This window comes from Chloroflexota bacterium (assembly GCA_009840355.1).
Classification (GTDB): Bacteria; Chloroflexota; Dehalococcoidia; order Lucifugimonadales; family JADFKI01; genus Bin90.
Genome location: VXNZ01000026.1, coordinates 61,946 through 85,621 on the forward strand (window position 1 = coordinate 61,946; position 23,676 = coordinate 85,621).

The 23,676-nt window shown below is 58.3% G+C and carries 21 protein-coding genes; 13 read left to right on the forward strand and 8 right to left on the reverse strand.

The annotated features are described in order from the left end of the window. Positions 1–37: 37 nt before the first annotated feature. Positions 38–1,516 (reverse strand): lysine--tRNA ligase, encoded by a 1,479-nt coding sequence (lysS, locus tag F4X57_08245; protein MYC07145.1) that lies wholly within the window; start codon positions 1,514–1,516, stop codon positions 38–40. Between the two features lie 231 nt (positions 1,517–1,747). Between lysS and rsmD the strand changes: the two genes are divergently transcribed. The 3 genes from rsmD (at position 1,748) to F4X57_08260 (ending at position 3,616) form a co-directional block, all read left to right on the forward strand. Next, on the forward strand, positions 1,748–2,326 hold the full coding sequence (gene rsmD, locus F4X57_08250; protein MYC07146.1) for a 16S rRNA (guanine(966)-N(2))-methyltransferase RsmD: 579 nt from the start codon (positions 1,748–1,750) through the stop codon (positions 2,324–2,326). Continuing rightward, positions 2,319–2,804, forward strand: coding sequence for a pantetheine-phosphate adenylyltransferase (gene coaD / locus F4X57_08255; GenBank protein MYC07147.1), 486 nt, complete (start codon positions 2,319–2,321; stop codon positions 2,802–2,804). The genes rsmD and coaD overlap by 8 nt, the downstream gene beginning before the upstream one ends. A gap of 170 nt (positions 2,805–2,974) precedes the next feature. Continuing rightward, entirely contained in the window at positions 2,975–3,616 is a 642-nt protein-coding gene (locus tag F4X57_08260) for a hypothetical protein (protein ID MYC07148.1), read from the forward strand. 158 nt (positions 3,617–3,774) lie between these two features. Here F4X57_08260 and arsM read toward each other — a convergent pair whose 3' ends face one another. Next, positions 3,775–4,623 carry an arsenite methyltransferase gene (arsM, locus tag F4X57_08265; GenBank protein MYC07149.1) on the reverse strand — a complete coding sequence of 283 codons (849 nt, stop codon included), beginning with the start codon at positions 4,621–4,623 and terminating at the stop codon, positions 3,775–3,777. 74 nt (positions 4,624–4,697) lie between these two features. Next, the gene (locus F4X57_08270; protein ID MYC07150.1) at positions 4,698–5,663 is read right to left on the reverse strand and encodes a potassium channel protein; all 966 of its coding nucleotides are present in this window, start codon (positions 5,661–5,663) and stop codon (positions 4,698–4,700) included. A gap of 154 nt (positions 5,664–5,817) precedes the next feature. On the opposite strand from F4X57_08270, the gene F4X57_08275 reads away from it, so the two are divergent. From F4X57_08275 to F4X57_08285, 3 genes are all read left to right on the forward strand, one after another. Continuing rightward, positions 5,818–7,878, forward strand: coding sequence for a hypothetical protein (locus F4X57_08275; GenBank protein ID MYC07151.1), 2,061 nt, complete (start codon positions 5,818–5,820; stop codon positions 7,876–7,878). A gap of 58 nt (positions 7,879–7,936) precedes the next feature. Continuing rightward, entirely contained in the window at positions 7,937–8,404 is a 468-nt protein-coding gene (locus F4X57_08280; GenBank protein MYC07152.1) for a hypothetical protein, read from the forward strand. A gap of 126 nt (positions 8,405–8,530) precedes the next feature. Next, positions 8,531–9,289: a glucose 1-dehydrogenase gene (locus tag F4X57_08285; GenBank protein MYC07153.1), complete on the forward strand. Its 759-nt coding sequence runs from the start codon at positions 8,531–8,533 to the stop codon at positions 9,287–9,289. Between the two features lie 221 nt (positions 9,290–9,510). Here the strand turns inward: F4X57_08285 and F4X57_08290 are convergent, their stop codons facing one another. Then, positions 9,511–10,167 (reverse strand): peptidase S16, encoded by a 657-nt coding sequence (locus tag F4X57_08290; GenBank protein MYC07154.1) that lies wholly within the window; start codon positions 10,165–10,167, stop codon positions 9,511–9,513. Positions 10,168–10,487: 320 nt separating this feature from the next. Here F4X57_08290 and F4X57_08295 point away from each other — a divergent pair, with 320 nt between their 5' ends. From F4X57_08295 to F4X57_08310, 4 genes are all read left to right on the forward strand, one after another. Then, positions 10,488–11,360, forward strand: coding sequence for an alpha/beta hydrolase (locus F4X57_08295; GenBank protein ID MYC07155.1), 873 nt, complete (start codon positions 10,488–10,490; stop codon positions 11,358–11,360). A gap of 11 nt (positions 11,361–11,371) precedes the next feature. After that, a complete protein-coding gene (locus tag F4X57_08300; protein ID MYC07156.1) occupies positions 11,372–13,045 on the forward strand; it encodes a sulfatase in 1,674 nt (557 codons plus the stop codon). Positions 13,046–13,268: 223 nt separating this feature from the next. After that, on the forward strand, positions 13,269–13,955 hold the full coding sequence (locus F4X57_08305; GenBank protein ID MYC07157.1) for a hypothetical protein: 687 nt from the start codon (positions 13,269–13,271) through the stop codon (positions 13,953–13,955). 110 nt (positions 13,956–14,065) lie between these two features. After that, a complete protein-coding gene (locus F4X57_08310) occupies positions 14,066–14,731 on the forward strand; it encodes a class I SAM-dependent methyltransferase (GenBank protein MYC07158.1) in 666 nt (221 codons plus the stop codon). A 35-nt stretch (positions 14,732–14,766) separates the two neighbouring features. On the opposite strand, the gene F4X57_08315 is transcribed toward F4X57_08310, so the two are convergent. From F4X57_08315 to F4X57_08330, 4 genes are all read right to left on the reverse strand, one after another. Further along, on the reverse strand, positions 14,767–15,183 hold the full coding sequence (locus F4X57_08315) for a glyoxalase (protein MYC07159.1): 417 nt from the start codon (positions 15,181–15,183) through the stop codon (positions 14,767–14,769). Positions 15,184–15,338: 155 nt separating this feature from the next. Beyond that, positions 15,339–16,373, reverse strand: coding sequence for a hypothetical protein (locus F4X57_08320; GenBank protein ID MYC07160.1), 1,035 nt, complete (start codon positions 16,371–16,373; stop codon positions 15,339–15,341). A 173-nt stretch (positions 16,374–16,546) separates the two neighbouring features. Then, a complete protein-coding gene (locus F4X57_08325) occupies positions 16,547–17,680 on the reverse strand; it encodes a DUF1501 domain-containing protein (GenBank protein MYC07161.1) in 1,134 nt (377 codons plus the stop codon). 70 nt (positions 17,681–17,750) lie between these two features. Further along, positions 17,751–19,157 (reverse strand): DUF1800 domain-containing protein, encoded by a 1,407-nt coding sequence (locus F4X57_08330; GenBank protein ID MYC07162.1) that lies wholly within the window; start codon positions 19,155–19,157, stop codon positions 17,751–17,753. Positions 19,158–19,680: 523 nt separating this feature from the next. On the opposite strand from F4X57_08330, the gene F4X57_08335 reads away from it, so the two are divergent. From F4X57_08335 to F4X57_08345, 3 genes are all read left to right on the forward strand, one after another. Further along, positions 19,681–20,433, forward strand: a complete 753-nt coding sequence (locus F4X57_08335; protein MYC07163.1) for an SDR family oxidoreductase — start codon at positions 19,681–19,683, stop codon at positions 20,431–20,433. A gap of 226 nt (positions 20,434–20,659) precedes the next feature. After that, positions 20,660–22,513 carry a hypothetical protein gene (locus F4X57_08340; GenBank protein ID MYC07164.1) on the forward strand — a complete coding sequence of 618 codons (1,854 nt, stop codon included), beginning with the start codon at positions 20,660–20,662 and terminating at the stop codon, positions 22,511–22,513. Between the two features lie 221 nt (positions 22,514–22,734). Beyond that, entirely contained in the window at positions 22,735–23,676 is a 942-nt protein-coding gene (locus tag F4X57_08345) for an ABC transporter permease (protein ID MYC07165.1), read from the forward strand.

A 23,676-nucleotide genomic window follows, 5' to 3' on the forward strand; every position in this document is an offset into this window, starting at 1 on the left:
CGATATGGATGTTGGGCGATATGGATGTTTGCTTATCTCAGCGCATCTGCGGGAATAGCACAACTTCGCGGATGGTCTTGTGCCCGGAGAACAGCATGGCGAGCCGGTCTATGCCGATGCCAAGCCCGCCCGTCGGCGGCATGCCGTGTTCGATCGCTATCAGGAAATCTTCGTCTAGCCTGTCCGTCTCCTCACCGGCAAACTGCGCGCGTAAAGCCTCTTGTTCCTCGAAGCGGCGGCGCTGGTCAACCGGGTCGTTCAGCTCGGTGAAGGCGTTGCATATCTCCATGCCGGCGACAAAGCCTTCGAAGCGCTCCACAAGGCGCGGGTCGTCCGCCTTCTTCTTGGCGAGCGGCGACATTTCCACCGGATAGTCCACGAGGAAACAAGGCTGGCGCAGCGTTTCTTCCACGCGCGAAGATATGAGCTTGTCCATCAAGCCGGGCCAGCTCAGCTGCTGGCTAACATCAATACCGATGTCCGCCATCGCCGTCTTCATAGATTCTATGTCCGGATGATCCAGGAAGTCTATGCCGCTGTGCTCGCGTATCTGCTCAAGCAAACTGAGGCGAGGCCATGGCGGCGTGAAGTCAATAGTCTCACCGTCATATTCCACGACCGGCGTGCCGAGCACATCCATCGCCGCGCCGTACACCATCTGCTCGACCATCTCCATCACATCGTTGTAATCGGCGAACGCTTCGTAGCTTTCCATCGAAGTGAACTCCGGGTTGTGCGTCATGTCCAACCCTTCGTTGCGGAATATCTTGCCCACTTCAAAGACGCGCTCTAAGCCGCCCACGATGAGTCGCTTCAGGTGCAGCTCAGTGGCGATACGCAGGTACAGGTCTCTGCCAAGCATGTTGTGGTGAGTGATGAACGGGTGCGCCATACCGCCGGCGGCGATTGGCACAAGCGTTGGCGTTTCGACTTCGATGTATCCGCGCCCTTCCATGAAGCGGCGCACCGCGCTGACTATGCGGCTGCGCATAACGGCGACCCGCCGCGCTTCCGGATTCGCTATCAGGTCTAGGTATCGCTGGCGAAATCGGATTTCCACATCCTGCAATCCGTGCCACTTTTCCGGCAGCGGCCGCAGTGACTTGCACAGCAGTGTGAAGTCCTGCGCCTCAACGGTAACCTGCCCAGTGCGCGTGCGGAACAAGGGGCCCTGCACACCAAGCCAGTCGCCGATATCTAGGTCGTCCAGCGTTTCGTAGGCGCCGGGCAGCGCGTTGCGGCGGAACATCACCTGTATGCGCCCATCGCCGTCAAGCAAATCGGCGAACGACGCCCTGCCCATGCCGCGAAACGCGACGATGCGTCCCGCCACGGATACCGGCTCGGTGCGCGCGTTTTCCGGCTGCGATGCCTCAGCCTGCGCGAACAGTGCCTCAGCCTGCGCGCTGGTGTGCGTCCTATCGTAGTTGTGCGGGTATGGATCGACGCCGCGCTGCCGTATGCGCTCCAGCTTGTCGAGCCGCACCTGAAATAGTTCGTTTTCCGACTGCGTCATTGCTTACCGCCCGTTGAATGTCTCAAACATTCTATCAGAATACCTAACAGGATAGACAGGATGGACAAGACACATCTGATACTCAATATCCCGTCCATTCTGCCATGGGTTTGGCAAAAACATAAACAGTTTCCCGAAAAATGACTGAAAAAGTCCTTTATTGGCTAAATCGGAGCGTGCTAGTGTTGACGCACGGATTGAGAAGCAGCTAGTCAGAGCGCACAGCGCGCAATGAGGTACACGGTCTTGACCCTGCGGATTACAGGCGGCGAACACCGCGGTCGCAGGTTCAGGCTGCCGAGAGGGGCAGACTTCAGGCCGACCGCCGACAGGGTAAAGAGCGCGATATTCTCGATTCTGGGAACGGATGCGGTGCAGGGCGCACGGGCGCTCGACCTGTACGCCGGCAGCGGAGCGCTTGGTCTTGATGCATTGAGCAGAGGCGCGGCAAGCGTGGACTTCGTGGAAACGAATGCGCGGCGCTGCGGACACATCAGGGAGGCGCTGGCAACGCTGGGCTTGACCGAGCGCGGGGCGGTGCATCAGGGCAGAGCGGAGCGCATCGTGGAATCTTTGTCAGGCGGGTATGGGCTGGTCTTCGCGGACCCGCCGTACGCGCAGGACGACTGGGACAGGCTGATGGCTGCGCTGAACCGCTCCGGAATGTTGGACGACGGCGGCATTGTGGTCGCCGAGCACCGGCACAATCTGGCGATGGCGGACGAATACGGCAGGCTGTCGCTGCTGACGCGGCGGCGATACGGCGATACTGCAATATCCATTTATGGAATTGGAGGGTTCAATGCGTAGGGCGATATACCCTGGCAGTTTCGACCCGGCGCACAACGGGCATGTTGACATAGCGACTAGGGCGTCTCAGTTGTTCGATGAGCTAATAATTGCCGTGTACGACGCGCCGCCCACGAAGACGCTGATGTTCACGACCGAAGAGCGAGTGAAACTATTCAAGCAGTCCATACCGCACTTGGACAATGTGCGCGTGGTGCCGTTCACCGGACTTGCGCCCGCGGTGGCGCGCAGCGTGGACGCCGGCTTCATCATCAGAGGGCTGCGCGCGGGCGTGGACTTCGAGATGGAGTTCGAGATGGCGCTGATGTGGCGCAACGTCGACCCCGGCATCGATGTCGTATGCCTTATGACCGCGCTGGAAAACCAGTTCGTCCATTCGAGCCGTATCAAGGAGGTGGCGCAGCTCGGCGGCAGGATAGAAAACCTGATTCCGCCACCCGTGCTGGCAGCGCTGAACGAGAAGTTGGGAAGAACATAGATTGCACTGCCGGGCGGAATTTCTTGTCTCCTTACTTACCATTTTCCCATCAAGGCGGGCCATCAAGGGGGAAGGGACAATTACAGAGCAATTCACGGCGATTCACGGATTGATATAGACACGGACGGATAGACAACCTAAAGGCTCAAGAACTCGTAGAGGAGGATAAATTGCAGACACCACAGATTGCAGACCAGCTCAGGGCGATGGCGAATTCGGGTACGCGTGTGCCAGGTTTCCGCGGCAAGGTGATGGTTGACGCCGACAGCCTGTTGAATATGAGCAACCAGCTCGGCAATATCGATATGAGCGATGATGTGCGCGAGGCGGGCGAAGTCATCCGCATGAAGGAAAGCATCCTCAATCAGGCGTATCTGGAGGCGAAGCGCATTCGCACCAGCGCCGAGGAAGAGTCGCACAAGCTCACCGATCAGGCGGAAGCCGAGTACCACTCGAAGGTCGGCGAGTCGTCGGTGCTAAAACGCGCCGAGGAACTCTCGCAGGAGATGCAGGAGCAGGCTGGCTACGAGTCGCAGCAAGTCTTGCAGGAAGCGCAGCGCAAGGCGTACCGCATCATCAGCGAGGCGGAAAACGTGTCGCTGGCACGTCGAGACGGCGCCGATAGCTACGCCCGTGAAGTGCTGTTCAACCTAGAAGAGCAGCTCGCTGACATTTTAAGCCAAGTGCGGCGCGGCATCGACGCGCTAAACCTTGAAGTAGAGGCAAGCAAGCGCCAGCAGCAGCAAAACGGCGCCCACTCCAATGGCGCTCACGCCAACGGCGTCCAGTCGAACGGCGTAGCCGTAGCCTAGCCACCATCTAATGCTAGACGCTGACAAGCAAAACGGACAGGGCAGAAGGGCATTAGCCCCGAAACCCTGTCCGTTTCACTTTACATCGATGCACACGATGGATGGAATGGGACAAGCGGTTCCTCAGTCCTGCATCCAACGCCTACGCCGGCCACTACCTATGCTGGCTTATACGCCTTGATGTTCGCGCTGTGCACGCGAGATGCCCACTCTTCTTCGCCCTTCCATGGCTTGGAATCCATGATGTCGATGTCCGACAGGCCCGCGCTCGACATCCTGCCCATATAGACATCCTGCGGCTCGGCGCCGGACAGGCACTGCACCCAATTCTCTGCGTCTGCGGTAGCGTGAGCGGGAAGAGGCGCGGTCAGCACCATGTCCGATATGAACATCCTTCCGCCCGGCTTCAGGATGCGGTATGCCTCGCGGAATACCGCGTCTTTGTCCGGCGCGAGGTTGATGACACAGTTGGATATAATCACATCCACAGAGTCGTCTTCGAGCGGCGTGCTTTCCATCTCCGCAAGGTGGAACTCCACATTGTCCAGCCCGAGCGTCTGCGCGTTCTTACGGGCGAGGTTGATCATATCGGGGGTCATGTCGATGCCGACAACCCTGCCCGACTCGCCGACTGCCTTCGCCGCGATGAAGCAGTCTATGCCACCGCCGCTGCCAAAGTCCACGACAGTCTCGCCGGCGTCCAGGTCGCCGATAGCGGTTGGGTTGCCGCAACCCGCAGACGCCAACAGCGCTTCGCCCGGCAGCCCTTCCAGCTGGTCGATCTCGTAAAGCTGGTTCTTAGTGGTGAGTTCATTGCCGCAGCAACTGTCATCGCAGCAATCCTCATTCGTGGTGTCCGTTGTGATGTCCGCATTCTGCGCCAACCTGCCATAGCGTTCGCGCACCAGTTCCTTCACATCCGAGTCTGTGTAGCTATTTGTAGCCATGTCCGTACCTCCTTTGGCGAGAAATGTTCTGCGAAGTGAATACAAGAGCCTGCCAGTCATAATAGCATGATTTATCTAACATAGATAAGCATGATAGCAGGATGCAAGTTCCGCTATGGTGCGCCGTCCAGCGCCTAGACCGCATCCCTGCCACCTATTACGAAAATAGTGTCTCCCGGGGTTAGAGCGATTTGCCTGCCGGGCGCGGCTACCATCTCGCCGTCTGCTTGGCGCAAACCTAGCACTTCGACATTCGATCGGCGTACTACTTCCTCGATGGCAGTGCCGGACAGCGCGGACGACCCGTCTATGGTAATCTCGGCGAAGCGCAGGTTTTCGTTGTGCGTGCCTCGCAGCATTGAGTCGGCAAAGTCGGCAGCGAGCGGGCGGACAGCGGATATGGCGATGCGCCGTCCGCCGATTTCCAACGGTGAAATTACCTTGTCTGCGCCGGCGCGCCGGAGTTTATTCTCGTTCGCGATGTCGCTCGTTCTCGCAACCACCTGCAACTTATCATTCAGCCCGCGCGCCGACAGCGTGATGTACACATTGTCACTGTCGTTGCCGGTTACCGCGACAAGTCCACGCGCGTGCCCAATACCCGCCGCGTGCAGCACATCGTCCTCCGTCGCGTTGCCCTGAATGTAGGCGTAGCCTAGTTGCTGTGCCTCCGCGATGCTGCTCTCGTCAGCGTCCACCACGATGAAGTCCACGCCCTCCGCTGCGAACGCGCGCGCGACCTCTTTGCCAACGCGACCGAATCCGCATAGCAGGTAGTGCCGTCTCATACTTGCCAGTGTCCTTCCCATTCTGCGCCTCCGCACGAACACCGCGAAGATTTCTTCCTCTACGATATGGCTCATCAACGCGGTCAAAAAGTACAGCATCGCCGCCACGCCGCCGACAATCAGGAAGATGTTGAAGATGCGCCCCGCAGTGGACAGCGGGTATATCTCGTTATAGCCGACCGTGGTGAATGTGATGATGGTCATATACAGCGCGTCAAGCCAAGTCCAGCCTTCCAGCAGCACATAGCCCACCGTGCCTGTGAACAGCAAGATGAGCAAGATGCCTACACTCACGCCAAAGCGTCTGAACATTGTCGTCGATGCCCCTCACGAATGCCCGTGCTGTGGATGGATGGTCTCACACCGCTAACATGATACTACATGGGGCGTTTAACAGGATGGGTAGGATGGTAGGATGGGAATAGACTTACTTCCCCATGCGGGGGAAGGTTAGGATGGGGCAAGCATGAGCAGATTGGCGTTGATGTTGGCGGGCGCAATGGTTGCGCTATTGTTGACGGCGTGCGAGCGCGGACCTGCGGAAGTCGCCGCGACACCGACGCCTGCGACTGGTATTGCCGTCGGTGCCACATCAACTGCGACTATCGCCGTGCCGACCGCCCTGCCCACGCCTTTGCCACCCGCCACTTCCATTCCTCCACTTGCAATATCGCCCACGCCTGCCGCACCATCGCCATCGCCGCTCGTATCGCCTACGCCGCCTGAACCACCGGTGCGCGATCTATTCGCGTTGGCGCAGCGATACCGCATGGTCGATGCTGACGGCGCGCCGCTGACTCGTACGCTGCCGCCCGACCCGAATTGCTGCGAGGTTGGGCATACGAGAGAGTTCTTCGTCACCGACCTGATAGATCGGCGTTTCTACACGGTCGAGGCGCGGCTGCTCGCGATTAGCGAGAATGCGTACTGGTACGCCGATGTTGAGACCGAGCTGACAGAGCAGCAGCTGGAGCGCACCGCTGCCGTGTTCGAGCAAGACATTCGCCCGCCTATCGTGGACGCTATCGGCGATATTTGGAAGCCCGGCGTGGACGGCGATCCGCATCTCGTCGTGCTGCACACGCCGCTCCGTGCTGCGGCAGGCTACTTCTCGTCAAGCGACTCGTACCCGCGCTCAACGCATCCGCGCAGCAACCAATCTGAAATGATTGTGATGGACGGCTCGTGGCTGCTTCCGGGTGTCGAGCCGTACTTCAGCGTGTTGGCGCACGAATTTCAGCATGCGGCGCACTGGAACTTGGACCTGGGAGAAGATGTGTGGATAAACGAAGGCTTTTCCGAGGTGGCGACGCAGACTGCGGGATTTCAGGCGAGCTTTGTGGACATATTCATGGCGCGCCCGGAGGCGCAGTTGAACTACTGGCCCGACGAGCCGCGAGACACGTTGCCGCACTATGGCGGCGCGACCCTGTTCATCGAATACCTGATGGTGCATTACGGCGGCGCAGCGAAACTAGGCGAACTTGCGCGTGAACCGCTTGACGGTGTGAACGGCGTGGAACGCTATCTGTCTCAGTACGGGCCAAACTTCGCGGATGTTTTCGCGGATTGGACGGTGGCGAATTACCTAGACGGCAGGCTGGACGGCATGGCGCTTGGCGATGATGCCAAATCGCTGGCAAAGTATCGTTACCCGGACCGGAGCGTGCAGCTAGGCGGCGCGCGTCGTGTCAGCGGCGACTATGATATATCGACCACGCAGCCGCAACTCACCGCGCGATACTTCGAACTGCGCCTTACATCCGGCGACGCGCAGGTTGATTTCAGCGGCGATGCGACTGTTGCGCAAGTGGCGGCAAAGTGTCGCAGCGGGCGATATTGCTGGTGGGGCAACAACGGCGACTCTATCGACTCCACATTGACTCGCGAACTCGACTTGTCCGGAGTGGACGCAGCGACGCTGGAGTTCTGGATGTGGCACGACATCGAAGAAGACTGGGACTACGCATACGCGAGCGTGTCCACCGACGGCGGCGATACTTGGACGACCTTAGACGGCGAACACACCACACGCCACGATCCGCTGGGCGCAAACTACGGCGCAGGCATCACCGGCATTAGCGGCAAAGGCGGTAGCGGTGATAGTGCCAATACCAGCGAAAGCGCTGAATGGGTGCAAGAGCGCATGGACTTGTCCAGATACGCGGGCATGGACAGCATGCTGCTGCGCTTCGAGTACATTACTGACGAAGGCGTGAACCTAGGCGGCATACTGCTAGACGACATCGTCATTCCGGAGATTGGCTTCACCGACGATGTGGAATCAGACGGCGATTGGCAAGCGCACGGCTTCCGGCGTATCGACAACTCCTTGCCGCAAACCTTCGCGCTGCAAATCATCGAATTCGCCACAGACGGCAGCGTTTCCGTGCGCCACGCGCGCCGCAATAGTTTCACTATCGAAGGCTTCGGGAGCCTCTTAAACTACGCCGTCCTAGTAGTAGCCCCCACCACCCATCAAACCTACCAGCCCGCGTCATACTCCCTGCGCGTAACGGCGAAGTAGCCCCATACTACCCCATTCTGTCCATCGATGTTAATTGCCCCTGTTGTGCATTCGCGCGTTGCGTTGTAACCTAACGGCAGGCGCCACCGGCATCCTGCCCGCGCGAATGAAGGGGAGCACACACATGTCCACCGTCAGCATCGACCACATTGCCATGCCCACCGCTAACGCCGAGCGCATCATCGCGTTCTACAAGCGATTGGGCTTTCACATCAATGACGAAGCCGAATGGCGCGCCGGCGAGGCGAATATCTTCTCCATACAAGTCGGCGATTCCAAGATAAATGTGCATCCGGAAGGCTACACAGCCGCACTGCGCGGTCCGACGGCCGTACCCGGCAGTGCGGACATTTGCTTCGTCTGGAACGGCACGGAAGCCGAATGCGAGCGGATGCTGCAAGATGCCGGCGTTGAAATCATCGCCGGTCCCGGTCCGCGGCGAGGCGCGCTCCGCCACAAAAACGCCGTGAGCCTTTACGCCCGCGACCCCGACGACAACCTGCTGGAATGGATGATTTACGAATAATCTAACAGGATGGGGAGGATGCGAGCTCCTTCCCCCAACGGGTGAAGGTTAGGATGGGGGCAAAGAACTGACAAACCGACTGATTGACTAACCAACTAACTGACATACCCTAACGGAGGCAACATCATGGGACGACTAGACGGCAAGGTTGCGCTCATTAGCGGCGGCGCGCGTGGTCAGGGCGCTGCGGAGGCGATGCTCTTCGCCAAAGAAGGCGCGAAGGTGGTCATCGGAGACCTGCTCGATGACGAGGGCAGGCAGGTCGAAGCGCAGATAGCCGAACTCGGCGGCGATGCGACTTATGTCCGGCTCGATGTTACCAGCGCGGACGAATGGGACGCAGCCGTGCAGACCGCGCTCGAACGCTACGGCAGGCTCGACATTCTAGTGAACAACGCGGGTATTCTCGGCAGGCGCACCGGCATTGAAGACACGACATCGGAGCAGTGGGACGCGATTTTGGATGTCAACGCGAAGGGCGTATTCCTCGGCACGAAGGCGGCGATACCCGCGCTGCAAGAAGCCGGCGGCGGTTCCATCGTGAACATTTCGTCCATCGCCGGTATCATCGGCAGCAGAAACGGCATTCCGGCGTATCAGGCGAGCAAAGGTGCCGTGCGGCTCCTCACCAAATCCACCGCGCTGCAGCACGCCGCGGACAACATCCGCTGCAACTCCGTGCATCCCGGCATGATAGTAACTGCCATGACCGAAGAAACGCTTGCCATCCCCGAAATGCGCGAGTTCTACGACCAGAACATCCCGCTAGGCAGGCTAGGCACTGTGGACGACATCGCCAACGGTGTGCTATTCCTAGCATCCGACGATTCATCCTTCGTAACCGGCAGCGAACTCGTCATAGACGGCGGCCTGGTCGCCCAATAACTAGGACGTGTTGACATTTCTAAAATTCGGCTCGTCATTCCTGCGGAAGCAGGAATCCAGTGGCTTAACGATTCGATACTGCGCCAATTTACGGTTCTGGATTCCCATTTTCACGGGAATGACGCAAATGTCAACAGAACCTAAAAGCGCGCAGCAACTTAACAGGATGGGCAGGATAATCAGGATAAGGCTCATATCCGTCCATCCTGTACGTCCATGTCCTATTGCCGGCTGAACTTCGCGCGCAGTTCGATGGCTACTCGTTCGCGGAGTTGGTCAATGTCGCGACGCAGCACTTCGGCTTCGGCTTCGAGCCGCGACACCGTGCTCGGCTTTTCCAGCAACTGCTGCTTCTCCGACAAATCGATTAGCAGCGTCTCCGCGATAAAATACGACAGCGCCGCAGGATCGCGCGAAGTGCGAACTTCGCTCGTCCAGCCACCTTGCAGCCCGGTTATCAGGCTCAGGTATTCGTTCAACTGCCGCAGGATGGATTCGGACTCCGGGCGCGCCTCTTCTGAATCGACATCCGGCAATATGGAAACATCCGCGGTGATGTACGGACGATGCCGCGTGATGGTGTTTATCTTGAAACGTCGCTCGCCTGTAACCGCGATTAGAAAGCGGTCGCCGCGCATCTCGTTCACCTGCGTGATGTGCGCCACCGTGCCGATGGGATGCGGTATCGCGGGCTGCCCGACTTCATCGCCGGACTTGATAAGCACAATGCCGAAGCGCTCGTCCGAGTCGAGGCAGTCTTGCAGCAGGCGCTTGTACCGCTCCTCGAAAATCTGCAACGGTAAAGATGCGCCCGGAAACAGCACAGTGTTCAGCGGGAACAGTGGCAGGGTGCGGCGGTCTGGCAATTCAGGTGACATAGCGTAGAGTATAAACCCAATAGCCCTGTTTTGTCATTTCTGCTAACAAGAAAGGCGCGTTCACAATTACAATTTATCTTTGTCATTTTCAGCGAAGCGAGAAATCTAAAGTCGGAAACAGGATTGCTTGCAAACGCTCCCTACCTTCGCAGGGACATGCTTCAGATTCCTCACTGCGTTCGGAATGACAACATTATGGATTTGTGAAATCGTATCAACGGAAGGACTGATTTTAGTGGCGATTGACGACACGGCGTCAAAGCTCTAGTCTAGGTTGAATACCGAATATCAAACAGGCGGCAGGCTGAAAGGAGCTTAAAATGGCTACCAGCGTACAAACCACTTACGAAGTTCAGATCGAAGACGTGGAATATCTGCGGCACGGCGATAAGCCATTCCTCGCGCGCGTCTTCAAGCCACAGGGCAGCGGTCCCTTCCCCGTGATGGTCGAACTGCACGGCGGCGCTTGGGTGAACGGCGACCGCGAGAACGGCAATGTCCCTAACGAAGCCCTCGCAAGGCGCGGTGTCGTCGTGGTCGCACTGGACTTTCGCGTGCCGCCGGAGGCATCGTACCCTGCATCGCTTGCGGACATTCACTACGGCGTCCGCTGGGCGAAGACGCATGCCGCCGATTGGAACGGCATCTCGGATAAGGTCGGCGCGATGGGCACATCGTCAGGCGCGCATCAGGCTATGCTGCTCGGCATGCGCCCGAACGACGCCCGATACGCGGCGCTGTCGCTCTCCAACGGCGCGACCAATGCTGACGGCACGCTCGGTTGCGTCATAATGGTCTCGCCGGTCATCGATCCGCTCGGACGTTATCACTACGCGCAGGGGCTGCGCGACGATGTCAAGCCGCCCGCGTCCATCGGCGCGAACACCGTGAAGATGCACGATATGTACTGGGTTACCGAAGAGGCGATGGCGGAAGGCGCACCGGCGCGCATTCTCGCGGCGGGCGAGCGCACCGAACTGCCGCCAACTCTGTGTGTCGCAAGGGCATACGAAGCATCACATCCGCGCCCGGACCTCGACGAATTCATCGCGCAATACCGCAACGCCGGCGGGAATATCGATGTAACAATCTTTGAAGAAGAAGGCACCGGCGTCCTAAGCGATCTCGACTCCGATGTTGCGCAGACCGCGCTCGAGCAGATGACCGCGTTCATCCACGAACACCTAGCGTAGTCCGGCAGGGAATTAACATCGATGGGCAGGACATTAAGAATAGCGGCCACCACGCCCATCGTTTAGGAGGAAACACCTTGAGACCGAACATCGTCTTCGCGTTTGCGGATGACTGGGGCAGGTATGCCAGCGCGTACCGCAACCAGCCCGGCGAGAGCACCATCCACGAGCTTATCGAGACGCCGAACTTCGATAGGATGGCGGACGAAGGCGCGCTATTCCTGAACGCGCATGTGCCCGCGCCGAGCTGCACGCCCTGCCGCAGCTCGATTCTGTCCGGCAGGTACTTCTGGCAAACGGGGCTTGGCGCGATTCTCGCCGGCGCGCGCTGGGACGAATCCATTCCGACATACCCACTGTTGCTCGAAGAAGCCGGCTATCATATTGGTTACACATACAAGGTCTGGTCGCCCGGACTTGCGGTCAACGCGCCATACGGCGGCGCGCGCACGATGTACGAATCCGCCGGCAAGCGATTCAATAGCTTCTCCGAGGAAGTGACCGGAAGACCGAAAGGGCAGTCGATAGACGATGCGAAGCGGGAACTTTTCGATGAGACGCGGAGCAACTTCGACAGCTTCCTCGCCGCGCGGGACGACGGCAGCCCGTTCTGCTACTGGTGGGGTCCGACCAACACGCACCGCACTTGGCAGCAAGGCTCCGGAAAGGAACTGTGGGGACTAGACCCGGACAATTTGAAAGGGCGCATGCCTGACTTCCTGCCCGATGTGCACGAAGTCCGTGAAGATTTCAACGACTATCTGGGCGAATGCATGGCATTCGATACAGGACTCGGCGTCATCATCGAGCGGCTTGAAGAAATCGGTGAGCTGGACAACACGCTGATTGTCGTCAGTGGCGATCACGGCATACCCGGATTCCCGCGCGCGAAGTGCAATCTGTACAACATAGGCACGGAAGTCGCGATGGCAGTACGCTGGCATGGACATGTCGAGCCGGGACGCACCATCAGCGACTTCGTGAACCTGATGGACCTCGCGCCCACCTTCATGGAAGCGGCTGGCGTCGATGCACCTGAAGGCATGATAGCAAATAGCCTAGTGCCACTACTGGAATCCGTAGAGAGCGGGCGCATCGAAGAGGGCAGGGATTTCGTCGTAACCGGACGCGAGCGGCACATGCTCGCCAGAGAGGGCGACCTGCCGTATCCGCAGCGCGCGATTCGCACCGACGACTTCTTGTACATCCACAACTTTGAGCCGGACCGCTGGCCTGCAGGCGATCCCGCCGGCTTGGACGACGACAGCACAGAGCCGCCGTCCAAGGACGACATCCTGAACAATTACCTGGCAGTGTACGGCGATCTGGACTTAGGACCGACGAAAGTCTGGATGATATACAACCGGGCACGCGCGGATGTTAAGCCGCTGTTTCAGTTGGGCTTTGGCAAGCGCCCGCGCGAGGAGTTGTATGACCTGCGCGACGACCCGGACTACATGCGCAACGTAGCATACGACTCGGACTACGAGCAAATCCGCGCAGACCTGCACGCCCGTCTGCTGGCAGTGCTGCAAGAGCAAGACGACCCGCGCATAACCGAATCGCCGCCGCGATTCGAGCAACCGCCCTATGCCGGTCCCATCCCCGAAGCTTGGCAAACCGAAAACCGCCGGCACCTAGCCGCCACCGACCCACGAACCTTCGCGCTAGTGTACGGGCGGTGATTGGGGACGCTGTGTCGAGTCGTTAGCGGGCGTCTCTGATAAAGGGAATTATCCTGAGCATCCGTGTTAATCCCACCGTGCGCATTACAGAAAGTTTCTTGACTTATCCTTCGTGAGATGGCTTTAGGGTATAGACGACATGCACATAGCCTTCATAGCCTTGAGTTTTCTTATTCAGGCTTCTCTTGCCGTACATGCGTATAGGACGGGGAGGGAACGCTGGATGTATCTGATTATCCTCGTCCCTGTCGTTGGGAGCTTGATTTATGTATTGGTGGAAGTCCTGCCGGAAATGCGATACAGCCCAACGGGTCGCAGGGCGTCATCACAATTAGCAGGAATGATCGCGCCGTCTGACAATATGACGAAACTTAGGGAGCGCCTCGCCCTTCTGGACAGCGTGGAGAACAGGCAGTTGTTGGCGCGGGAGTGCGTAAACGTCGGAGAGTACAAGGAAGCTATCGAACTCTACACCGGCTGCTTGAAAGGCATCTACAAGGACGACCCTCAGTTGATGCTTGAGTTGGCTAATGCGAATTATCTCGATGAACGATACTCTGACGCCAAGAATACTTTCGTCAGGCTGCGCGAGGTTCACCCTGAGTTCAGACATGCGGAGGGACACCTGTTGTTTGCGCGCACTCTGGAAATTATGGGTGAAGAGGGGAACGCTCTGAGGGAATACAAGGAAGTAGCGAATTACTATCCCGGTGAGGAGGCAAACTGTCGATACGCCCTGTTGCTGAAGAAAATGGGATGCATGCAGGATGCCAACGAAGTGTTCAACAAAATAGTACTCAGGTCCCGAATGAGAGGTCGCAAGAACAAGAGCGGAGACAGGCAGTGGATAAGGACGGCTCAGGAGAATATAGAGACGAACGCCACTTCAGGCGATGGCGAAGCCGGCTAGTCGCATTACTATTAGAAGCCGGGTGAAACTCAGTAGAAATCTTTGGTCAAAGTCTTCAGATCATCTATCAAGGATCGGGAGGTAGGCATTGGAGGCGGACGATTTACGGGTTGAAAAGTCCATCCGTTATGCAGGTGCGGCGGGTAATAGAGCGGCTGGCACGGGACGGATCTATAGTAGCGCGCTCCGATGGAACGCGGCATAACATCTTCCCAGTAGCAGTAAGCCTAGCGGAGGGTGAATCTCTGCGAAAGTGGGTATGTCGCGAGGGCGCGGTTCATACGATCGAAATCGGTCTTGGCTATGGAGTCTCCGCACTGCATGTCTGTGAAGGCTTGATTATGAACGGCAATCCGGGCGCTCGACATGTTGTGCTCGATCCCAACCAACTCCGGAGATTTTCGGATTGTGGGCTGCAAGTCCTGGAGGATGCTGGCGTCAGGCAGTTTGTGGAGCATTACGCTGAGCTCTCAGAGATTGCACTACCCCAGTTTCTCAAGGAAGGGCGGAGTTTCGATCTGGGATTTGTTGATGGCAACCACCGTTTTGACGGAGTCTTCCTTGATCTGTTCTATCTTGGACGACTTGTTCGCAAGGGTGGCATTTTGATCTTAGACGACTACAATTTGCCGGGTGTCAGACGGGCCGTGTCTTTCTTCGTGAGCAACCTTGACTGGAAGATAGAGGATACCATAGACGACTACGCGATAGTCCTACGTACGGCACGACAGGCGGACGAACGAGACTTCCGATATTTTGTTGAGTTTGGCGGTTAACCGGCGGCTGACCGGCGATTATCGCCCGCAATCAGTCAAGGGTTGCCTTCTTGCTCTGCCCATGGATTGTACGATCCTACATGCCAGAGTTGCCCTTCCGGGTCGCGAACGGAGAATAGGCTGCCGCCGTATGATTGCTCTTGCAGCTCGTAGATAATGTTTGCGCCGGCGGATTGCGCGCGATCGTATGCGCTATCGATGTCGCTTACTACGATATATGCGTTCTGCGTCAGTGTGCCGGTTGTGGTGGGTGCTGAGAGTGCGTCATTCGCGCTTTCACGGTGCGAGCCGAGCATTATCATACCGCCGCCAAGCGTAAGTTCCGCATGCGCCACGCCGCCTTTGCCATCAGGCACGACGAGTTTGCGCTCGAAGCCGAGCACGTCGCAGAGCCAGTTGATGGCTGCGAAGGTATCTCGATAGCGCATGCCGGGGATGACGGTGGATTTCATAACGGCAATCCTTAAGCTGTAATCACGGGTAGTCCTAGAAAAGCAGAGCGCAGTAAGTGTCGTCCTGTTTCGGGCAATCAGGGAATTATGCCCGTCTCAATATTTGCACTTACTGCGCTATGTTTGCGGTGCAATTGGCGCTGCGGCTTGGGCGGCTACAGGTTGAACTGCGCTTCCATGTAGCCGCTGAGCTTACTGTATATTTGGATGCGCCCACGCTGTGTGTCGGTTACCATCAGGCGCGACTTCGCTTCGTCAAAGGCGATGCCGGTGGGCATTGCGAAGCGCCACTCCGGCTCGAGCGTATAGACGCGGCGGCGCGCCTTTATCACGTCGATGTTGGCGTCCACCTGCTCCTGATGCCACTTGGCGAGTTGCTGCGCGTCTCCGAGCAGGCTCGCGACGAAGCTGCCGTCCGCGGCGTAAACCTGCACACGGTCGTTGCCCCAGTCGCACACATACACATCGCCGTCCGGATCGACGGCGACATCGCTCGGGCGGTTGAGCTGTCCTCTACCCTTGCCGTAGCTGCCGAAGGAGGAGATGTAACCGCCGTCGGAGTCGAACTTCTGCACGCGATGGTTCTTGTGGTCAGCGACATACACGTTGTCGTCGGCGTCGCAGGTGATGCCCCACGGCGAGTTCAATTCGCCATCGCCGTCGCCGAAGCTGCCGAACTGCGAGATATACTCGCCATCCTTCGTGAACTTCTGCACGCGGTGATTCAAGCTGTCCACGACATAGGCATCTTCGCTGGAGTCAAGCGCGATGCCGGACGGCTTGTTCAGCTCACCGTCGCCGCTGCCCTCCGAGCTCCAGACCCGCAGCAGTTCGCCGTCCTTGTTGAAGACGGATACGCGGTTCATCCACTCGTCGGTGATGTACAGGTTTTCCCCGGAGTCCTTGGCAATTCCGCTCGGCCAGATTAGCTCGCCATCGCCATCGCCGTACTTGCTGAAACGACCGAGAAACTCTTCGTCGCCCGCTGTCTCCGGCACGGTGAAGCGGTTCACCTGCGCGGCGGTAGCTGCCTGATTCCACGGCACATCCAGGATTTGTTCATACTGGCGGCTCAGCACATAGACCGTATCACCCTCTCCGGCGACGACGCCGATTGGCTGCGGCATATACAGCCCGCCGACTGCGTGGCTGAAGTCGTATGTGCGCCCTTTCGCTACTGTTGTTAGCATATTTCTAACTCCTAGTCTGTCAGCGTATCAGTCTTTCAATTATTCAGTGGGTCGGCAGGTCGAACGAATGCGTTTTGCATACAAGATCATCCGCGGTGAGCGAGTCGAACCGGCATCTAGCGAAACACTGCCAACCACGGACTGACACACTGACCTACTGAACAACTGACAAACTAATTGGCGATGAAGTCGAGCTTCTCGAAGCTGCCGCCTACGATTTCGGTGGAGTCCATCTTCATCCAGTCTTCGACGAGAGTGGAATAGACGCTGCGGAAATCGACATTGGGCACTACATCGCCCTGTTCGAGGTCTTCGGCGCGGAGCGAAGGATACTCGCCGTACTGTCCGCCTTTCACATTGTCACCGATGACCATGACCGCGCCTGCCGCGCCGTGGTCGGTGCCGGAGCCGTTGTCGTGCGTGCGCCGTCCAAACTCGGAGAACAGCATCATTACCACATTGTCGGATGCGCCGTGCGCGCGCAAGTCGTCGAAGAAGTCGTTGATGGCGGTGGACAGGTCGTCCCACAGACCGGCGAGCATATTGGGCTGACCGGCGTGCGAGTCGAAGCTGCCATGGTCGCAGTAGAACACGCGCGAGCCTAGTCCTGCCATGTGCACCTGTGCGATGCCCTTGAGTTTCTTGGCGAGCGTGGTGTCCGCGTACTCGATGTCGGACGAGTAGCGTTCCGGCGCGATCTTTAGTATGTCCGCGCCCTGCAGCGCGTCAAGCCCGGTCTGTCCGAGGAACTCCATCACGGGACCTCTGCCGACTGCCTGCCCGTAGAGGCGCGAGAACCTGTTGAGAATCTTCTGCCGCTGCTCTTCGGCGCTGATGCCGGGCATCAAGCCGTAGTTGTTCAGGTCTTCGACGCAGGCGACAGGCACGCCGGGCACCGCCATGGCGCGGAACATGCTCGGCCCAAAGCTGACGCCGGTTACAACATTCTCTTTGTTCGGGTCTATGTTGCGGATTACCTTCCCGAGCCAGCCCTCTGTGCCCACATCGTCCGGCTCGCAGGTGTGCCAGATGTCCATCGAGCGGAAGTGAGAGCGCGGCGAGTTTTCGTAGCCGACGCCGTGCACGATGGCGACATTGCCCTGATTGTAGAGGTCGCGGATCGCGCCCATCTGCGGGTGCAGCCCAACTTCGTCGTCGAGATGCAGCACCTGTTCCTGCGGGATGCCGACAGTGGGGCGATTGTCATAGTAAGTCTCGTTGTTATACGGAATCACCGTGTTCAAGTAGTCGTTCCCGCCCGAAAGCTGCACGACAACCACGACCGGGTCTTTCTGCGCTGTGGTCATTTCTGTTGCTCCTATAATTTATGCAGTGTGTTTCAGGTTCTTCTGCGCGCGAGATGTTGCGCTCTGACGCCTACGCGTATTGGTAGTCTCGGAGGGAGACGATTAGCTGCAGCATTTCGCTGACGCGCATAGTGGAGAAATCGACATCCGCTTGAGATGACCACTTCAGGTCGCCGTCGATGTTTGCGTGGTCGATAAGTTCTTGTCGTGTCGCAGGTGCGAGGTCCAAGGGGCCCATCAGATCAACACAGGTGTCCACGAAGTCGGTGGAACCCATGTCGCCTGCGTCTTGCAGTCTGCCTACGATTGCTTGCACGCCGGGCAGCGATGTGTCCCCTACAAGGTCAGCGACGAAGTTGATGCGGCGCATTAGCGAGCCGCTGTTAATCCACTCTCTGCCCGTGTGCCAGCCCTCAACGCTCGGTGGATTCAGCACTTCCTGCCCCATGTAGCCCATCTGCCTGCCGAGATTGCCGATGCCGGGCGCGGGAAATTCGTGGCCGCCTACGAAGCGCAGCGTGTTGACCACGACTTCGACAGGGCTCTTGATGCGGGTGAAGCGCGCTTCCTTGAAGAAATCGGAGTTGAACAGCACGCGAAGCACGGATGTGATGTCGCCGTTGGATTCGACGAATGTGTCCGCAAGCAGGTGAATGGCATCAGGATCGCCGGGCGCGACATTCTGCCACGCAGGAACTTGTGCCTCGTCCGCCACGAAGAAGTTGTACAGGTGGCGGGCGATGAAGCGCGATGTGGCGGGCTGCGCCATTATGATGTCGATGATGTCTTCGCCGTTGAAGTTGCCTGTGTAGCCGAGGAAGGTCTTCTCACCCTCGTCGTGGTCGTCTTCGCGATACTCGAAGTCCCAATCGAAGCGACCCATTGGGAAGCGCGGCAGCTTGGGCGTAATCGTCCAGCCGGTGAACGCGCGCGAGCACTCAAACACATCCTGTTCGGTGTAGTTGCCCTGCCCCATGCTGAACAGCTCTAACAGTTCGCGTCCCCAATTCTCGTTGGGGGCGTCCGCGTGGTTCTCGTTGTTGTCCAACCAATAAATCATCGCAGGATTCTGCGCGACTTCCATGAGGATTTGCTTGAAGCTGCCCAAGCCTTTATCGCGCAGCATGTCAACCATGTCCAGGATTTCGTCCCAGTGGTCAACTTTTGACACGCCGGTGGCGAAAATACCGTGCCAGAAGACGGACATTTTTTCTTGCAACGGTGCCTTCGTATTGACCATATGGTAGAGCCAAGTGGCATGTCCGGTGCCCTGAATTGTGCCCGGCTTCCACGACCACGGGTGATAGCGCAGCAGTTCGTACCTATCGACAGGCTCCTGCGCTTCGGGATGCAGCAACTCTTCGACAGTCGCTTCATAACCCTGCGCGACAAATCGCTCCAATTCGTCTCGCGTCGCCCCGAAACCCGCGCGCCGCATCAGGTGCGCCATCAGCGCAATATCGTCTCTGTTTGCCATCGTCATTCCTCCTGCCTGTACCTGTAATGGTTGCGAATGAAATTATAGGATGTTTTGGCGCAAATCCGAGCAGCAGGCCGGCAATAATTTTGTCGCGTTGCCGCCCACGAATAGTCGATAATACTGCCCGTGTAAGACACTCCCCCAAACGGCGTTACACGCAATACTTGCCAGTCTATTGCGTCAGTGTCAGTATATGAAGCGCGGCACAATGTGTCAAACCATGCCCGCTTGCGTAACGGCGGTCGTGGCGCAGTGTTTGCGCTCGCGCTTTATTCAATGCGCGCTTCGATCAAAATGACACGGAATGGGAAACGCGGCATTCAGCCCATATCCTACTAAAATCACCATTTACATACTTCTATCAGCCCCATTATAGGATGAGCAGTCCTTCGTGTATTTCGCCCCAAAGGGTCATATAATCCAGAAAGACAGTCACAACAATTAGAGTCAGCACTACAATATCAATAGCAAACAACGCAAACGGCAAGGGCAAGTATTACAAAATACAGAGGAAAGGGATATGGCTAATTCAGACGGGCGCTTGGCGGGCAAGGTCGCGGCGATAACCGGCGCGAGCAAGGGTATCGGACGCGCGCTGGCAGTCGGGTTCGCGGCGGAGGGCGCATCGGTGTGCTGTGCCGCGCGGACGGCATCGGACATCGAGGCGGTCGTGGGCGAGATTACGGACAGCGGCGGCAGCGCAATCGCGATACAATCCGATGTGACGAGTCTCGACGATATGGAGCGGATGCACAAGGCGGCGGCGGACGCGTTCGGCGGCGTGGACATCGTTGTGGTGAACGCAGGCGGCAATATCGGAGCAGGCTCAATCGAGGACAGCGAACCCGAAGAATGGACGTCAACGATAGACTTGAACCTAAAGGGCGCGTACTACACAGCCAAGACCGCGATTCCTTACCTCAAGGAGCGCGGCGGCGGAAAGATAATCACAATTGGGTCGGGCATAGGACACAACGGCAGGCCGAACACCTCGGCTTATGCGTGCGCAAAGGCAGGCTCATGGATGCTAACGCGCGTTCTCGCCCAGGAGCTTTGGGAGTATGGCATTAGCGTGAACGAACTGGTTCCGGGGCCTGTGCTGACGCCGGGGGCAATCGCCTCATGGGAGCGCGAGGGACAAGGCGTGAACACAATCACCAGCGAGTGGGTTAAGGAAGCCGAAGACGTGCTGCCTCTCGCCATGTTCCTAGCAACGCAGCCCGACAAGGGACCAACATCGCAGAGTTTCAGCCTGATGCGCAGGGATGCTTAGCGGATTTCGTCTGGTGGGTTCTTTGGTATATAAGCGCGATTGATGGGCATAGTTCGTACTTGCAGTTCGAATAGTCCCTTCCCATCATGCCCATCAGGCGAGAACGGACTACCGAAGTCTTTTTCATTGACTAACTCGCTGTGCAAGGCGCATAATTGGCACAATGAAGTGTGGAACGATGTTTCGTTCCTGCTCTGGATCTTTACTGATACTAAGGAGTATTGATGTGAGGAATATCAGCAAGAAGAAGGCGTTTGCGTGGCTATTGCCGTTAGCGTCCGTCTTGGCAGTTGGAGCGCTGGCGTGCTCCAGCCCGGCGCCGGTGCAGACTACCGCGCCGGCAGCTCCGGCGCCTGCAGCAGCCGCGCCGGCACAGGTACCGGCACCAGTGCCGCAAGAAGTGCAGCAGCCGGCAGCGCCGGCTATGCCAGCGCCGGCGGCACCCGCGGCACCTGCGATGGTGCAGGTTTTGCCCACCCCACAAGCGCCGCAGCTCGCGCCTGTGCCGCAGTCGCAGATTCGTCAGCCAGCAATGGCAATGTCGTCTGACGAAGCACAATACGGCGGCACACTGCGCATCGTCGCGGCAGGCAGCATACAGTCGTTCGACCCACTTTGGACGACGGCATCGGGCACGGGCAACGTGTCCAACACCATTCTCGAAGGGCTTTTCGAGTACACCAGCGACTATGGCATCGGTCCGCTGATTGTCGAGAGCTGGGAGAGCAGCGATGACAACCTGTCCTGGACGTTTAAGATTCGCGAGGGAGTGAAGTTCCACGACGGCACGCCGCTCACGACCGAGCAGGTTCGAGGCACACTTAACAGGCAGAAGGACAGAGCGCCTATTCTGCGGCTGGTTCGCAACGAGTTCGGCGCGGGCGACGGCGACTTCGAGGATTTCTTCACCGTCGAGGACGACCTGCACTTTAGCCTGAACATGCGCGAGGCGACCGGTCTGGCGATTGACGCCATTGGTCCGCAGGGCTTCGGTCCGCGCCTCGTAACCGCCGACTGGTATGACAACTACACTGCCAACGAATCTGCCGAGGGCCCGCCCAACGGCACCGGCCCGTTCAAGTTTGAAGAATGGCTGCCCGGCGACCGCTGGAGCGCGGTCAGATACGAAGACTACAGCCCGCACCCCGGTCCGGCGAACGGCACATCCGGAGGACATACCGCCTATGTCGATCGCATGATGTACATCGAAGTGCCGGACCAGACAACCCGCGTCGCCGCGCTGCAAACGCGCGAAGTGCATATAGTGCAGGAATTCCCGGCTGAGCTGCTATCGCGGCTGGAAGCAGACCCCGGAGTGGCGCTTTACGACAACCCGCCGTTCAGGCTGCTGGGACACTTCAACCACGTGCGTGGTCCGTTCGACAACAAGCTCGCGCGGCAGGCGATGGTCAAGGCTTACGACAATCAGAAGGCTCTGACACTCGCAACCGGCGATCCGGCGTTTACGCGGCTCTGCCCGTCGCTGCTGCAGTGCGGCACGAAGTGGGAGACTACCTCCGGTTCTGACGGCTTCTACAATGCGATGAACCTCGACGAGGCGAAGGCTCTGCTCGAAGAGGCCGGCGTTACAGGCGCGCATGTGCGTCTGATGGACCCGGCGGACAGGCAGCCCGCGCACGCAGCCGCGCAGGTCAGTCGCGAAGTGCTTACCGCGCTCGGTTTCGATGTGGACTTCCAAGTGATGGACTGGGCGACGATGGTCGCGCAGCGCGCACGCCCGGACGACTGGGAGTTCTTCCACACCTGGAGCGGAGTAACGGTCAGGTCTGGCCCCGTCGGACACCTGCTATTCTCCGAGCTGCAGTATGACGCGTGGTTCAATAACTACCAGGACACGACCGGCAAGCAGCGCGAGATATACTCGCGGCTGGCGCGCGCGACGAGTGAAGAAGAGCAGATTGCGCTGAACGACGAGTTCCACATGCACTTCTACGAAGACGCCATCTTCCTGCAAGTCGGTGAGTTCTTCAGCCGCTGGGCGGCGAGCACGAAGGTTCATGGCATTGTCAACGGCGGCTCCGCGCAGCAGAAGCCGTTCGACAAGTGGTTGACCGAATAGCACGATAATCGAGAATAATCTCGGCGGGGGCAGGTGCAAATCTGCCCTCGCTTTGCTTTATACTAGCATTGAGCATTGCAAGGGCTGGCAATGTCTGGGTACAGTTTTGATTCTTGGCATTCGCTTGGCGGCATGCCCCATCTTAGTCTTCCCCCTCACGGGACTCATGGGGAAGGGACAGTTTCTTAGGGATACGACAATGAAGGAGCGTGAGTAAGCGGATGTGGCGTTACACACTTATTCGCATCGCCTCGTCTATTCCCGTCATTCTGGTTGTCGGCGTAATTACCTTTTCCATCATTCACATCGCGCCGGGCGACCCTGCGGCGATTATAGGCGGCGACGAAGCCACCGTCGAAGACCTGGAGCGCATTCGCCAAGAGCTTGGCACCGACCAGCCGATTCACATCCAATTCATTCGCTGGGTCGGGCGTTTGGCGCGCGGCGATTTGGGCACTTCCATATTCTCCAGGCAGTCGATAACCACCCTGATGGCGCCGCGCTTGCAACCTACGCTTTCGCTAGGTGTGCAAGTCATCGTGTTGTCAACGCTGCTCGGCATATCAATCGGCGTCATATCGGCGTGGAAAGCGGGTGCGCCTATCGACAGGGCGTTCATGTTCTTCGCGGTGCTAGGCTTCTCCGCGCCCGGCTTCTGGCTCGCTTTCATCCTGATATGGGTGTTTGCGGTCAATTTCGGCTGGTTCCCCGCGCTGGGGTATAGACCCATCGGCGACGGCATATTGCCGCACTTGCACAGCATGTTCCTGCCCGTCGCGGTGAACAGCATCCTGTCGTCCGCGTTCATATCGCGCATCACGCGCTCGGCAATGCTGGACGTGTTGCGCGAGGACTATGTGCGAACCGCGCGAGCCAAAGGACTGCGCGAACTCGTGGTGTACATGCGGCACGCGTTCCGGCCGGCGTCTATTCCCGTCGTTACGGTAATCGGCGCATCGCTGGCGAGCCTCGCCACCGGCTTTGTGGTAACCGAGTCCATATTCGCGATACCCGGTCTGGGCAGGATGCTGATTGAGGCGATAATAAGGCGGGACTTCCCAATCATTCAGGCGATGATGATGGTTGTGGCAACCGGATATGTGCTGGTCAACCTGTTCATCGACATCATCTACGCCTACCTAGACCCTAGGATACGGTACTAA

Bases quoted from the DNA above. Each gene is read 5' to 3' on its own strand.
- lysS (MYC07145.1), bottom strand. From the start codon at position 1,516: ATGACGCAGTCGGAAAACGAACTATTTCAGGTGCGGCTCGACAAGCTG.
- rsmD (MYC07146.1), top strand. From the start codon at position 1,748: ATGAGGTACACGGTCTTGACCCTGCGGATTACAGGCGGCGAACACCGC.
- coaD (MYC07147.1), top strand. From the start codon at position 2,319: ATGCGTAGGGCGATATACCCTGGCAGTTTCGACCCGGCGCACAACGGG.
- arsM (MYC07149.1), bottom strand. From the start codon at position 4,623: ATGACTGGCAGGCTCTTGTATTCACTTCGCAGAACATTTCTCGCCAAA.
- F4X57_08270 (MYC07150.1), bottom strand. From the start codon at position 5,663: ATGTTCAGACGCTTTGGCGTGAGTGTAGGCATCTTGCTCATCTTGCTG.
- F4X57_08275 (MYC07151.1), top strand. From the start codon at position 5,818: ATGAGCAGATTGGCGTTGATGTTGGCGGGCGCAATGGTTGCGCTATTG.
- F4X57_08285 (MYC07153.1), top strand. From the start codon at position 8,531: ATGGGACGACTAGACGGCAAGGTTGCGCTCATTAGCGGCGGCGCGCGT.
- F4X57_08290 (MYC07154.1), bottom strand. From the start codon at position 10,167: ATGTCACCTGAATTGCCAGACCGCCGCACCCTGCCACTGTTCCCGCTG.
- F4X57_08295 (MYC07155.1), top strand. From the start codon at position 10,488: ATGGCTACCAGCGTACAAACCACTTACGAAGTTCAGATCGAAGACGTG.
- F4X57_08305 (MYC07157.1), top strand. From the start codon at position 13,269: ATGTATCTGATTATCCTCGTCCCTGTCGTTGGGAGCTTGATTTATGTA.
- F4X57_08315 (MYC07159.1), bottom strand. From the start codon at position 15,183: ATGAAATCCACCGTCATCCCCGGCATGCGCTATCGAGATACCTTCGCA.
- F4X57_08320 (MYC07160.1), bottom strand. From the start codon at position 16,373: ATGCTAACAACAGTAGCGAAAGGGCGCACATACGACTTCAGCCACGCA.
- F4X57_08325 (MYC07161.1), bottom strand. From the start codon at position 17,680: ATGACCACAGCGCAGAAAGACCCGGTCGTGGTTGTCGTGCAGCTTTCG.
- F4X57_08330 (MYC07162.1), bottom strand. From the start codon at position 19,157: ATGGCAAACAGAGACGATATTGCGCTGATGGCGCACCTGATGCGGCGC.
- F4X57_08335 (MYC07163.1), top strand. From the start codon at position 19,681: ATGGCTAATTCAGACGGGCGCTTGGCGGGCAAGGTCGCGGCGATAACC.
- F4X57_08345 (MYC07165.1), top strand. From the start codon at position 22,735: ATGTGGCGTTACACACTTATTCGCATCGCCTCGTCTATTCCCGTCATT.